The following is a 13,986-nucleotide window of genomic DNA, read 5'->3' as shown; positions in this document are numbered from 1 at the left end:
GTTATGTCCATTTTGAGCGCAACCACCACTGTGGCTGATAGCGTGGCGCATAAAAGTGAAAATTTAAGCGAGTGGATTCAACACCATGTTCAAAATAGCGGTGAGTGGTATCTTCCGGGGCTTAAGGTCCACTTGCCTCAATTCCAGCCCATACATATTCTGGGCGCGGAAATAAACCTTTCCATCACCAATCATGTGGTTATGCTCTGGATTGCCGGATTAATAACCATCGCCTTATTTACCGTGGCTTATCGGCGTAAGGGTTTAACGCCCGTCGGTTTTGGCGCGCTGCTGGAATGGATTGTTCTTTTTATCCGCGATGAAATCGCCATTGCCAATATGGGCGAAGAGCAGGGGAAACGTTTTACGCCCTTGCTGATTACCTTTTTCTTCTTTATACTGGTGGCCAACTTAATGGGCCTGATTCCTTTGTTTACTACGGCCACCGGGAATGTAAACGTAACCGCGGCCCTGGCGATTGTTACACTGTTTTCAACGCAATATTTTGGCATTAAAGAGCATGGTTTGCTTGGTTTTTACAAGTCGCTGGTGCCGCATGGCGTTCCTTTTTATTTGTGGCCATTAATGTTTGTCGTAGAAATTATGGGACTTATCGCCAAACATGTGGCGCTTACCATTCGTCTTTTTGCCAACATGGTCGCCGGCCACATTGTGCTGTTTGCCTTTTTAGGATTGATTATTCTGTTTAAAACATTTTTAGTCTCGCCAGTCTCTGTGGGCTTTGGCGTTTTTGTTTATTTTTTAGAGATGTTAGTGGCTTTAATTCAGGCGTACATTTTTACGATGCTTTCGGCATTGTTTATCGGAATGAGCGTAAATCCTGAACACTAAAATAGAAAACAACAAACAATAATTTAAGGAGGTTTTACAAATGGGTATGTGGTCTTATGCATTAGCGTATCTGGCAGCCGGTTTGGGCGCAGGTCTGGTAACCTTTGGCGCTGGATTTGGTATTGGTAAAATTGCTGCGGCTGCAATGGACGGAACGGCTCGTCAACCGGAAGCCGGCGGCGCAATTCGTATCACGATGATTATTGCGGCAGCTATGATTGAAGGTATTGCATTGTTTGGCGTGGTTGTTTGCTTTTTATTGGCAAGTATTAAACCATAATTGGGGATTAAAACATGTTAAATTTAGATCCCGGGATGATGATCTGGACGTGGATCACCTTTTTAGTTGTTCTGGTGGTCCTGTCCAAGGTGGCGCTTAAGCCAATCCTGGCTACCATCGAAAATCGGGAAAAAGCTATCCGCGAAGACCTGGAAAATGCGCAAAAGCAGCGCGAAGAAGCGCAGCAACTGCTTGAACAACATCGTAAAATGATGGCCGAAGCGGAAAGCGAAGCGCAGCGACTTCTGAAAGAGAGCCGAGAGCTTGCCGAGCAAAAACGTCAGGAACTGTTGGTGCAGGCCAGAGAAGAATCGCAAAAGATTGTTGAGCAGGCCAAAAAGGAAATTGAGCAGGAAAAAGAGAGCGCCTTAATCTCGTTAAAAACTGAGATTGCCGACCTGGCCGTAACCGCTGCTGAAAAGATCATCATGCAAAATCTGGATAGAGAAAAGCAAAAATCAATTGTTGACGAATACATCAAAACATTGCCAAAGTCAACAAATAATTAAACGTTAAGGAAACAAGGCATTGAACCGAGTAGCCAAAAGATACACCAAAGCCATTTTCCAGCTGGCTCAGGAAAACAACATCCTGGAGCAGATAGAGAAAGATTTTCTCTTGCTGAGCGATTTGCAGCGCCAAAGCGATGAGCTTGGCCAGTATCTGGCAAATCCGCTGATCAAGGATGAAAAGAAAATTGAGGCGTTGGAAGAGATGATTGGCCAAAAAGCCAACCCGATGACCAAAAACTTTTTACGATTGCTGGCAGCCAAACGGCGTCTGCGCGTTTTGCCGGCTATTCTCGAAAATTTTCGGCAGATGATGCTGGAATATCGAAACATCGTTGAAGGAGAAGTGGTTAGCGCGGTGGAGCTTGATGAAAGTCAGCTGGCGGCCATCAAAAAACGCCTGGAAGAGATGTGGGGCAAAAACGTCAAATTGTACCCCCGCGTTCAGCCGGACATTTTAGGCGGCTTTGTGCTTCGCGTTCAGGATGTTGTCATCGACAACAGTATTCGCTTGCAGTTGAATAAACTGCGCGAAAAATTAACAGCTCGGTAATGTTAAAAAGTGAGGAAGTAATCAATGGGTGATGCAGTAAGACCCGATGAAGTATCTGCCATCTTAAAGAAACAGTTACGAGATTTTGAGAAGGAAACGGATGTTTACGAGGTGGGCACCGTTTTGCAGGTTGGCGACGGTATTGCGCGTATTTACGGCCTGGAAAACGTAATGGCCGGCGAGCTGGTCGAGTTTCCACACGAAGTAATGGGCATGGTGCTCAACCTGGAAGAAGATAATGTCGGCGCCATCTTATTTGGCGAAGACACCTTAATTAAAGAAGGCGATCAGGTCAAACGCACCGGACGAGTAATGGAAGTGCCGGTTGGCGAGGCCATGATCGGGCGCGTGATCAATCCCCTTGGCCTACCGTTAGACGGCAAGGGCAAAATTGAAGCGACCGCTTCCATGAAGTTGGAACGCAAAGCGCCCGGCGTAATTTATCGTCAGCCGGTGAAAGAACCGCTGGCCACGGGTATCAAGGCCATTGACTCCATGATCCCCATCGGTCGCGGGCAGCGTGAGTTGATCATCGGCGACCGCCAGACCGGAAAAACGGCCATCGCCATTGACACCATCATCAATCAAAAAGGCAAAGACGTTATTTGTATTTATGTGGCCATCGGTCAAAAAGCATCCACCGTGGCCAAGGTGGTAAGAACTCTGGAAGAGTTCGGCGCCATGGAGCACACCATTGTGGTGGCGGCCAGCGCCAGCGAGCCTGCGCCTCTGCAGTATGTTGCGCCTTATGCCGGCGCGGCCATTGGCGAATACTTCCGTGATAGCGGGCGCCATGCGCTGGTGGTTTACGACGATCTTACCAAACACGCCTGGGCCTATCGCCAGGTCTCCTTGCTGCTGCGTCGTCCGCCAGGCCGTGAAGCGTATCCCGGCGACGTGTTCTATTTGCACTCACGTCTGCTGGAACGTGCGGCCAAATTGAGCGACGATCAGGGCGGCGGTTCGCTGACGGCTCTGCCCATTATCGAGACTCAGGCCGGCGACGTTTCCGCTTACATTCCGACCAACGTCATTTCCATTACCGATGGACAGATTTTTCTGGAATCGGGATTATTTTATTCCGGCGTGCGTCCCGCTATTAACGTGGGTATCTCGGTCTCCCGTGTGGGCGGCAATGCGCAAATTAAAGCCATGAAGCAGGTGGCCGGCCGTTTGCGTCTTGATCTGGCGCAATATCGCGAGATGGAAGCCTTTGCCAAGTTCGGCTCCGATCTGGATGAAACCACTCAGCAGCAGCTGCGTCGCGGCGAACGTCTGGTGGAAATCTTGAAGCAGGATCAATATCGACCGATTCCTTTCGAAAAGCAGATCGCCATTATTTACGCCGGCACAAACGGTTTTTTGGATAAGCTTCCCGTTGGCGTTTTAAAACGCTTTGAAACGGAATTTATCGAGTATCTGGAAATGAAGCACGCCGATTTGTTGAGCGAGGTGGCCGAGAAAAAGATTTTGACCGACGAGTGGCGGGAAAAGATGAACAAGGTTCTGGAAACATTTATTGCCAACTTCAAGGTTGAGGAATAAGCATGGCAAACCTGCGGGAAATCCGGAAAAGAATTGCCAGCGTCCGAAGTACGCAGCAAATTACCAAAGCGATGAAAATGGTCGCGGCGGCCAAATTGCGCAAAGCTCAGGAAAATATCGTCGCCTTCAGGCCCTATTCCTATGAACTGCGTGATCTGATAGCGCACTTAACGGCTCTTATGGGCGATAAGAAGGAAGTCCCATTAATGATCCATCGGCCGGTGCAAAAAGTGCTGTTGGTGGTGGTTACCGCTGACCGCGGCCTGTGCGGCGCGTTCAATCACAATATTATCCGTCGCGCCCATGAAAGAGTTCAGGAATATCAGGACACCGAAGTGGAACTCTATTTAGTGGGACGCAAAGGGCTGGAATATTTCCGAAAAAGGCCGGTGACAATTAACACCAGTAAGATTAATTTCTTTAACGATTTAAACTTCCACGATGCCGTGGAAGTGACAGACACCATCCTGCGCATCTACCAGGAGCAGCGGTTCGATCGTGTTGAATTTATTTACAATGAATTCAAATCGGCTGTACAGCAAAATGTAATTGTTGAGCAGTTTTTGCCCTTTGTGCCGGATGAGGAGATGGTTAAAAGTTCTGAGCAGGTGGATTTTTTGTATGAACCGGATAAAGAAACCATTTTAAATGCGGTTATTCCCCGCCATTTGCGCGTACAAACATGGCGCATTCTGTTAGAAAGCAATGCCGCCGAGCAGGGCGCAAGAATGACAGCCATGGAAAACGCTACAGAAAACGCCGAGGAAATGGTTCATCAATTGACCATTTTTTACAATAGATCGCGTCAGGCGTCCATCACTACAGAAATCTCTGAGATTGTCAGCGGCGCCGAGGCATTAAAAGAAAGTTAAACATCAAGCGAAATTCAAAATTAGGAAAATGCTATGAATAAAGGTAGAATTCGACAAATCATTGGCCCGGTTATTGACGTTGAATTCAAGGAAGGCGAACTTCCGCAGATTTACAATGCATTAAAAATTACCCGTCAGGATGGCACCACGCTGATTACCGAAGTGCACCAACATCTGGGTGAAAATATGGTGCGTTCGGTGGCCATGGATTCCACAGACGGTTTGACCAGAGATATGGAAGTTATTGACACGGGAGAACCCATTTCCGTGCCGGTTGGCCCGGAAACTCTGGGACGTTTGATCAATGTGATCGGCGAACCCATTGACGAACAGGGCGAGATAGCAACCGCCAAACGCTATCCCATTCACCGGCCGGCCCCGGCCATGGAAGAACTGAGCACCACAGAAGAGGTGCTGGAAACAGGCATAAAGGTTATCGACCTGTTAGAGCCCTATTCCAAGGGCGGCAAAACCGGTTTGTTTGGCGGCGCCGGCGTGGGCAAAACCGTGTTGATTATGGAATTGATCCGCAACATCGCCACCGAACACGGCGGTTTTTCCGTATTTTCGGGCGTGGGCGAACGGACGCGCGAAGGAAACGATTTGTGGCTGGAGATGAAAGAATCGGGCGTGCTTTCAAAAACCGCTCTGGTTTTCGGACAGATGAACGAACCGCCGGGCGCGCGTCAACGCGTTGGTTTAACCGGGTTGACTATTGCCGAATACTTCCGCGATGAAGAAGGAAAAGACGTCCTTTTATTTATTGATAACATTTTCCGCTTTACCCAGGCCGGTTCCGAAGTATCCGCTCTGTTGGGCCGTATGCCTTCGGCCGTGGGCTATCAGCCAACTCTGGCCACGGAAATGGGCGAACTGCAGGAGCGCATTACCTCTACCAAAAAAGGATCGATTACCTCGGTGCAGGCCATTTACGTGCCCGCCGACGACCTGACAGACCCCGCGCCGGCAACCACCTTTTCGCACCTTGACGCAACCACCGTGCTTTCGCGTCAGATTGCCGAGCTGGGTATTTATCCTGCTGTGGACCCGCTGGATTCCACCTCGCGAATTCTTGATCCAAGAATTGTTGGCGAAGAGCATTACTATGTTGCCAAAACCGTGCAGGAAGTTTTGCAAAAATATAAAGATCTGCAGGATATCATTGCCATCCTCGGTATGGATGAATTGAGCGAAGAAGATAAATTAACGGTTGCCCGTGCGCGTAAAATTCAACGCTTTTTATCTCAGCCCTTTTTCGTAGCCGAACAGTTCACCGGCGTACAGGGCAGATACGTTCCACTGGAAGAAACCATTCGAGGCTTTAAGGGCTTGATCGAAGGCGAATACGACCACATTCCCGAACAGGCTTTTTACATGGTGGGAACCATAGACGAAGTGCTCGAGAACTATGAAAAAATGAAACAAAAATAATTGTAAAAAAGGAACGTATTGATGGCAACGGAATTTGAACTGGTGATCGTTACTCCATTTGGCGAAGTTTATCGGGGAGAAGTACGTAGTTGTACTCTCCCCGGTTATGAAGGATTATTTCAGGTTTTACCCAATCATGCGAACCTTATTTCCGTTTTAGAAATCGGCCCGCTAAAGGTTTTGCTTAAAGATGGAAAAGAGCGCTATATTGCCTTAAATGGCGGATATTGCGAAGTTAAAGACAATGCGTTAAAGATCATGGCCGAGAGCGCCGAATTCGCCGAAGATATTGACGTTGAACGTGCCAACGCTGCCAGGCAACGAGCAGAACAACGACTTCACAGCAAACACGCCGATATTGACATTCCCCGTGCACAGTTAGCACTTGCAAAAGCGCTAAACCGATTAAGAGTCGCTCAATTAAAGTAATTTTTATATTAAAGAATTCAGGTTTATTTTCGATTATATACGGCAGTAATTTTTTAAAAAACGATAAAATTAAAAAGGTAAAAGTTTATTTTTCTTGCATGCGCCGTAAATAATTGTAAATTTAGTCTTGACAGGCTAATACAGAATTTAAGGTTAGGTTTTCTTATGATACGCAAAAACCCAATCCTCGTGTTTAGCGCTCTTCTTATTTTTCTTTCACTTTCCTTTGCTCAGGAGCAAAAAACAGTTCCTTCTCAGCAGGAGTTGCTTTATCGCTCGGCTTTACAGCATTATGTGGATAAACTAATTGCCAAGTTAAGCGCCAGCTCTATTGGTCAGGAACGGTTTCTCGTTCAGCAAATACGAATGTTGAATGAGGAAATCAGGGCCAGAGTCACGGGCGTGGAAACGTTCCGTAAAAATTATTTTGAGCTTCTTCAGCAAAGGCTGGCAGAAGTAAGAGCGCTTAAAAGACGTTTAAAACCATACAATTCGAGCCGCTTAAATGAGTTTTTGGAGCGCGTGGAAAACACGATTAACGAAACGTTGAGAATGGGCAAAGTGGACTTTCAGCGCCAGCGAGCCATCGAAGATGCCATTCAGCTACTCTATGTGGCCGAAGAAATGATCAAGATGGACCCCAACGCCCAGATCGATAAAGACACGGAATTCACGCAAGATTTAAAAAAGACAGAACAGAAGTTAACCAAACAGTCGCTGGCTACCCTGGGCTACGAAGATTACCAGGCGTCTGCCGTCAGCGGCGCAAAGCGCATAACGATCTATGATCTTTACAAAGAGTGGGAATTGACCGAACGCGTTAATTACCAGTTGCGCTGGACCGATGTTTTAATTATTAAAAAACGTTTACTTAAAGACGGCTCGGCAACAGAGCGAGAGCGAATGTTCAAGCGGGAATTGCGGCACGCGGCCGAAGCGTTTAATTTTGGATTTTATGACCTGGCCGAGCGCTCTTTCGGCGAAATTTTAAACACCTACACCTTTATTGGCAAATTAGATGACGTGCGTTTTTACAAAGGCCTGTGCAACTTTTTGCTGGATCGCTATCCTGCGGCGCGCACCGATTTTGAATTACTCGTGCGCGATTATCCTCAATCGCCGTTTGCTCCTCAGGCCTATAAATACCTGATGCGCATTGAAAATGAATTCGAAAATTACGATAAGGTGGTGGCGTATTATCAAAAATTTGTGCAGACCGGCGTGCAGGGCAGCGCGCTTTATGATGAAGTGACTTTTGTAGCCGGTGCAGCCGCTTTAAAAGCTAAAAAATATGACCTGGCCATTGGCTTTTTAAATCGGATCGGCCGTTCCTCTCCTTTTTATTCGCAAGCCCTGTATCTGGTAACAGAAGCCTATATTGGCGTGGGAAATTATATTGAGGCAGAAAGAATCTTAAAAGAACTGGCCTTTAATCACCACCTGGAGCCGGATTTTCGTGATAAGGTTTTGCTAAAATTGGGGCTAATTCAGTATGAACTGGGGAACTATCGGTCAGCGATCGACTATTTTAACTTAATCTCACCGTCGTTCTCTCAGTACGATCGTGTATTGCTCGGTTATGCCTGGGCGCACTTTAAGATAGAAATGGAAAAGCCTTATGCCGGCGATCGTGATTTTTCTGCCGTCAGAGAGTATCTGGAATTTTTGATAGACACCTTTTATGGTTCTGATTATTTGCTTGAGGCCAGAACCCTGCTGGCTTATGTGCAGCAACAGCAAAATGAAGTAAATGCCGCTCTAAGAAATTACCGCTATGTGTTTGAAGCCAGAGACGTTAAAGAGCTGTCCGATGAAATTAACGAAGAGACCAGAGTGTTGGGAGAATATCTGGACCTGGCGAAGAAGATCGAAGAAAAAGGCCTGGCCGAAGAGAAACCAGAGATTTTTACCAGAGCATACAAATTGCGCACCAGACTTTACAAACCCTACCTGCGCTTCAGGTATCTGGATTTGAGCTCCCATGGTTTCGCCGTGCAGAACGAAATGGATCGGCTGAAAGAGCAATTAGAAGAGTTGCAACGATTAAAAAAGATTGCCAAAGAACGCCAGCGCAAAGACCTGTACAAAAAGATCGAGAACATGGAATTAAGAATTTATCAGGCCCTGAATAATCTGCGCATCGATCGCTCTCCTGAAATTTTAGGCATTAACTATTTTGACGTTCATCCACTGGCCAGAAAAGAAAGCGTTATCGAATATCGGAACAAAGAAATCCTTAAAATGCGCCAGGAAATAAGACAGCAACGGCAGGAAATTATAAAAAGGCTCAGTCAGCTGGATATCCAGATCAATCAAGCCCGGAAGGAAAAAAACTACAAAAAGCTCGTCGCCCTGGAGTTGAGTAAAGAACGATTTCAGGATTTATTGAATAAAATCGATTTTCTGGAAACGCAATCGTACAAATCCGATATAATGAAAAGCGCCATCAATTTAAACAAATGGAGCGATTTTGGAGCATTTGGTTTGACCAATGTTAAATTCAACATCAAAACCATGACCTCCAGTCAGATCGAAGAGATGCAGCGCAAAATCGAAGCGATTAATAAATTTCTGGAATTACGCCGGCAGAACATCGAACACAAAATAAAACAAATCAACAATGCAATCGTTGTGATGACCCGAAAAGTGCGCCGACAGGAACGACTGCGTAAAAGAGAAGAGTTGATGAGGCAATTTGAAGAGAGTTATTTTGATACCCATGATACGGAGATCATTTACGAACCGGAGCCTCAAAAGCCAGAGCAAACAGGTGAAACAAAAACAAATCAACAATAATTGATTAGTAGGTTGGTCAAAAACAGGTCGAATGTAAGGCAATGAAAGTAAAATATTTTTTCCTGCTTATATGCTTGGTCGTTAGTCCTTTATGGGCGCAACAGGAGCAATTTTCTCCGGTGGACACGCTGTTTAATAAAATGACGCTGGAAGATTTAATTAAAATAAAAAAGTATTTTGAATCTAAAGCTCAGGAATTGCAGAACCAGGGAGAAGACTATCTGTCTGAAGGAATTGAATGGGGCGAAAATTTTCTGAAAGAAGAAGGCCGCAAAGTCAGGAACCGTGATGTGGTTTATATTCGCCTGGCCGAATATTATATTGAAGATGCCGAACGCGCCTATGAAAAAGAAGTGGATGAATACGATAAAAAATTAGACGAGTACGAACGTCAATTAGCTCTGTTTGACCAGGGAAAAATCGAAAAAGAACCCACCGCACCGGAATTCCCGAGCGTTGATTATACCAAAGCCATTGAACTTTACGATCGTTTGTTAAAGGAATTTCCTACCAGTAAATATGCGGATGCCGCCCTGTACACTAAAGCCTGGCTGTTAGAACGTATGGGACGCGGGGAAGAGAGCCGAAAAGTTTATCGCGAAGTGGTGGAAAAATATCCCGAAAGTCCTTTTGCCCCGGAAGCCTATATGCGCCTGGCTGAATATTATTTTGCGCCGCGAGAAGACAAAAAAGATGAACAGCAAATCGTCATCGAACTGCAAAAAGCGATTCAGCTGTACAAAAATGTTTTGCGTTATAAAAAGTCCAAACGCTATGATGAAGCGCTTTACAAATTAGGCTGGAGTTACTACAAATTAGCCTCTCGCGATCCCAAATACTACAACGACGCCATCCTCTATTTTATTGCCGTTGCCGATGACATTGTAAAGGCCCGAAAATACGATCCAAACGGTGAAATTTCCAATCCGGAAGTTTTTCATGAGGCCGTGCAATACATTGGCATTAGCCTGACCGATGAAAATTACGTCAAAAACGGCGTGGAAAGAGCCGCCGAGCTATTGCAAAAAATTGGGGATCGGGAATACGGCCCGGAAATTTTTAAGGCAATGGGCGAAACCTATGAACGAATCGATGAAGGGGAAAAAGCAATCGTCGCCTATACTAAACTGCTGGAAATGTACCCTTACTACGAAAACGCCCCCGAAATTCAGCAACATATCGTCGATGTACTCTATCAGATGGGTAAAGACGAAGAAGCTTACCAGGCGCGACTCGAGTTATTCGAAAAATATAATCCGCAGAGCGAATGGTATCAAAAACTTGAAAATTCAGACAACTTAAATAAAGTTCAATATTTGAATAAAGCCTACAAATTGAGCGAGTCGGCGCTGCGCACCAATCTGGTTATCGATTTGCAAAAAGCGGAAGAAAAATTCGCCAGCGGCGAAGACGCCACGCCTTTGTATGAGCAGTTTGCAAAGCATTGCGAAACCTATCTTACCTATTTCCCGGCAGATTCCAACGCTTATGAGGTCAACTGGTCTTATGCTTACATGTTAGATACGCGTCTTAATCGCTTTAAAGACGCATTCGAAGAGTACATCAAAGTGAGTAATGATTACCTGGAAACCGAGCACCAGCATCAGGCGGCGTTAAACGCCGTATTTGTGGCCGATACCCTGGTTGAAATGCGATTTGGAAGGAATGATACCACGCAGTTTAATCTGGCAAATCCGCAGGAACTCATTCCGGAGGAGCTATCGCCCGAAGAATCAATGCTCATAGAAGCCTACAACAATTATCTACGTCTGTTCCCCTATGGCGATTACGCGCCTAATTTTTTGGCCGCAGCCGGTGGAATTTTCTACAATCACAAAATGTTTGCCGAGGCCAAGGTCTATTTCCAGACCCTTGTAAAACGTTTTCCCAATGCGGCGGAGCGAAGCCTGGCCTTACGCTCGATTATGGATTCCTATTTTGCGCTGGGACGTTTTAAAGACAGTGAAGCCATCGCCAGGCGCATTCTGGCCGAAGAAAACCTGCCGGAAGAGCAGAAAGAATTCGCCCTTAAAAGAATGGGGCAGGCCATCTTCAAAAACGCCGAATATTATGAGCAGCAAGGAGATTTCTTCAATGCCGGTATGGAATTTTTACGCGTTTATCAGGAAGCTCCGGCCGACCCAAAATTGGTGGAAGCCGCCCTGTTTAATAGCGGTTTGAATTTTCAGAAAGCCAAGGACTGGGTGCGTTCTAACGAGTCGTTTAATATTTTAGCCACCGAATATCCGGATTCTAAATATGCCATACCTGCGCTGGAAAATATGGCCAAAAACTTTGTGGAAATGGAAAATTATGTAGATGCGGCAAAAACGTATGAACGCATTTACAATACCTACACAGATACGCCCAACGCCGAGCCTGCGCTTTATAATGCCAGCGTCTATTACCAGAAAGGCGAAAGCTGGGAGGATGCCATTCGCGTAAACGATATGTATATTACGCGCTTCCCGAATCTGCCCTATGCCACGGATTTGTTCTTCCAGAATGCCAGTTTATATCTTAAGCTTAACAACCTGGCGGAAGCCAATCGTATTTATCAGGAATTTGCCAACAAATTCCCCGACGATCCGCGTACGGTTACGGCCTTTTATGAGCGCGGCAAATATTACTATGAAAACGGCATGCCTGAACAGGCAAAAGTTGAGTTGAATAAAGCCATTCAAAAAAGCGAGGCTCTGCAAAGAGCTGGTAAGGATGCCAATGCTTACATTGCGGCCGAAGCGGTTAATTTAATGGCCGAAATTCTGCATCAGGATTTCTTAAGTATCGAGCTAAAACAACCGCCGCAAAACATTCAGGCTAATTTGAATAAACTTAAAGCGTTAATGAAAGAACTGAATGAAACCTATCGTAAGGTTATTGCCTACGCCTCTCCGCGTAGCTTTGAAGCCACCTTTAATATTGCCAAAACATTCGAAGAGTTTGCCGACAAATATATCTCTCAGGAAATTGATCCTAATTTGAATGCCGATCAAAAATTTGTGGCCCAGCTTAAGATTAATGAGCAGGGATACCAGCTTTACGACAGGGCTGTTGAAGAGTATAAAAATGTTATTCAGGTTATTCCGGCTCTTGCCGAAAAATTGGGCATCGATTTGACGCAACCGGAAGAAGAAGTAACAGCCCAGGCCGACACAGCCTCCAACGTTATGGTTACGCGTGTGGCAGAAATTGATTCGGCCAGACAGTTAGCCATAAAATGGCATGAAAAGGCAAAGAGTAAAATATCGCAATTGCTATTTAAAGAAGCCGAAATTACAGCCTCCAGTTTGTACCATACGCTGGAAATTAAGGCGCCTTTTCAACGTCCTTTAGAAATCATTCTCTTCAAAGTTCAGTTATTTGATAAAGCAGCCAAACCGGCCGTTCAAAAATCGATTCAAGCCCACTTACGCAATATCCAGGAATCAGAAGAACTGGGCTTATCTAATAAGTATGTGGAAGAGTCCAAACGCCAGATTCTGCTGATCTCTAATGTGCTGGCTGAACAATACGAAGCCCTGGCTCATTACGCCATTGATAATTATAAAACTGAGATTGAAAAATTAATCGATCTTATTGAAAAAGATTATGGCGAGGTTAACGAGTTTGGCGAAGATTATTATGCGGTTGATAACAACGCCAACCAGATGATCGATTTTAGCAATGAACTAAGCCAATCCAGCATTAAATCGTATCAAAAAACATTAGAGCTGGCTTTACAGTACAATATTCAAAATGATCTGATTAAAACCACCAAAAATAACATGATTCGCCTGGCTGTGGAAATTACCGATCGAATGGGCAAGGAAGCGGACGAGGCCAAAGAAAAAGTTGACTATTATCAGGTTAAATTTGACTCCACGCAAAACTACAATTATGACGACGCCGCCGGCTTTTTCGAAAACTATCTGGTGCAGTTTACCAATTATTCCAAAGATATTCTTGACCTGGCATACGAGATGAAAAAAACGTATGATATTAAGAATATCTGGGTGAATAAGCTGATCTTTAAATTAATCAAGCTGGATCCTTTAGCGTATAGTGAAGAAGTGGAGAAAGAACGTATTGTAATCCAGACCGATTCAACATGGGTTTATTCGACCGTTTACTATCCCGAACAGTGGAACCAGGTTGATTTCGATGATTCTGACTGGTTGAAGCCCGAAGTACTGGTCAGTTATGATAACCAGTTTGCCGATCTGGGGGTAAATCCTGACGCCATCTGGACAAGATTTCAGACGCTGGACACTTTAAGTTTCTCCGCTCAAGATTCTGCTTTCTTTTCCGATTCTACAAATATTGCCGGAGGTGAGCTGGATACGCTGGTATTTTTCAGAAAAGCGTTCTACCTCGATGGCAAACCGGTTGCGGGCAATATTTATGTAACCGCCGACGATGATTTTAGAATTTATCTGAATGGCGAGTACTTATTGGATGATGAAAAGAACGATTATTCCGTGCTTGACACGTTAGATTTCTTTACCTTTGAATTTTATTTAAAGCAGGGTAAAAATGTTCTGGCAATTGACGTGGAAGACAAAGATATGACCAGAGGCGGGGTTAAATTGTACGCTTATATCGAGAATTTGCCGGCGGATATACTGAAAGCGGCAGAAGCAAAAGCAACGGAAAAACGCATTGTGGTTGATCCTGCAATATTAAAACGGATTAATACTCTGCATAAAAACAGAATTGCTTTAAAAGGAGAATTTTAGA

10 protein-coding genes are annotated in these 13,986 nt (G+C 45.2%); all 10 read left to right on the top strand.

Features of this window, described 5'->3' with window-relative positions; translation table 11 throughout:
• Positions 1 to 3: 3 nt before the first annotated feature.
• The 10 genes from atpB to Cabys_RS14065 all read left to right on the top strand — a co-directional run bounded on the left by atpB (position 4) and on the right by Cabys_RS14065 (position 13,985).
• Entirely contained in the window at positions 4 to 852 is an 849-nt protein-coding gene (gene atpB, locus Cabys_RS14110) for a F0F1 ATP synthase subunit A (RefSeq protein WP_006926785.1), read from the top strand.
• A 46-nt stretch (positions 853 to 898) separates the two neighbouring features.
• Complete coding sequence (locus Cabys_RS14105) at positions 899 to 1,132, top strand: ATP synthase F0 subunit C (protein WP_044281512.1); 234 nt, start codon at positions 899 to 901, stop codon at positions 1,130 to 1,132.
• Between the two features lie 14 nt (positions 1,133 to 1,146).
• Positions 1,147 to 1,641 (top strand): F0F1 ATP synthase subunit B, encoded by a 495-nt coding sequence (gene atpF, locus Cabys_RS14100; protein WP_006926783.1) that lies wholly within the window; start codon positions 1,147 to 1,149, stop codon positions 1,639 to 1,641.
• Positions 1,642 to 1,660: 19 nt separating this feature from the next.
• Entirely contained in the window at positions 1,661 to 2,194 is a 534-nt protein-coding gene (gene atpH / locus Cabys_RS14095; RefSeq protein WP_006926782.1) for an ATP synthase F1 subunit delta, read from the top strand.
• Positions 2,195 to 2,218: 24 nt separating this feature from the next.
• Positions 2,219 to 3,739, top strand: coding sequence for a F0F1 ATP synthase subunit alpha (gene atpA / locus Cabys_RS14090; RefSeq protein ID WP_006926781.1), 1,521 nt, complete (start codon positions 2,219 to 2,221; stop codon positions 3,737 to 3,739).
• Between the two features lie 2 nt (positions 3,740 to 3,741).
• Positions 3,742 to 4,611, top strand: a complete 870-nt coding sequence (gene atpG / locus Cabys_RS14085; protein ID WP_006926780.1) for an ATP synthase F1 subunit gamma — start codon at positions 3,742 to 3,744, stop codon at positions 4,609 to 4,611.
• 33 nt (positions 4,612 to 4,644) lie between these two features.
• On the top strand, positions 4,645 to 6,042 hold the full coding sequence (atpD, locus tag Cabys_RS14080) for a F0F1 ATP synthase subunit beta (protein ID WP_006926779.1): 1,398 nt from the start codon (positions 4,645 to 4,647) through the stop codon (positions 6,040 to 6,042).
• A gap of 21 nt (positions 6,043 to 6,063) precedes the next feature.
• A complete protein-coding gene (locus Cabys_RS14075; protein WP_006926778.1) occupies positions 6,064 to 6,471 on the top strand; it encodes a F0F1 ATP synthase subunit epsilon in 408 nt (135 codons plus the stop codon).
• A gap of 165 nt (positions 6,472 to 6,636) precedes the next feature.
• Complete coding sequence (locus Cabys_RS14070) at positions 6,637 to 9,267, top strand: tetratricopeptide repeat protein (RefSeq protein WP_006926776.1); 2,631 nt, start codon at positions 6,637 to 6,639, stop codon at positions 9,265 to 9,267.
• 74 nt (positions 9,268 to 9,341) lie between these two features.
• A complete protein-coding gene (locus Cabys_RS14065) occupies positions 9,342 to 13,985 on the top strand; it encodes a tetratricopeptide repeat protein (protein WP_169833719.1) in 4,644 nt (1,547 codons plus the stop codon).
• Position 13,986 lies beyond the last annotated feature (1 nt).

Source organism: Caldithrix abyssi DSM 13497, from assembly GCF_001886815.1.
Classification (GTDB): Bacteria; Calditrichota; Calditrichia; order Calditrichales; family Calditrichaceae; genus Caldithrix; species Caldithrix abyssi.
This window is presented reverse-complemented; position numbering and strand designations above follow the sequence as displayed.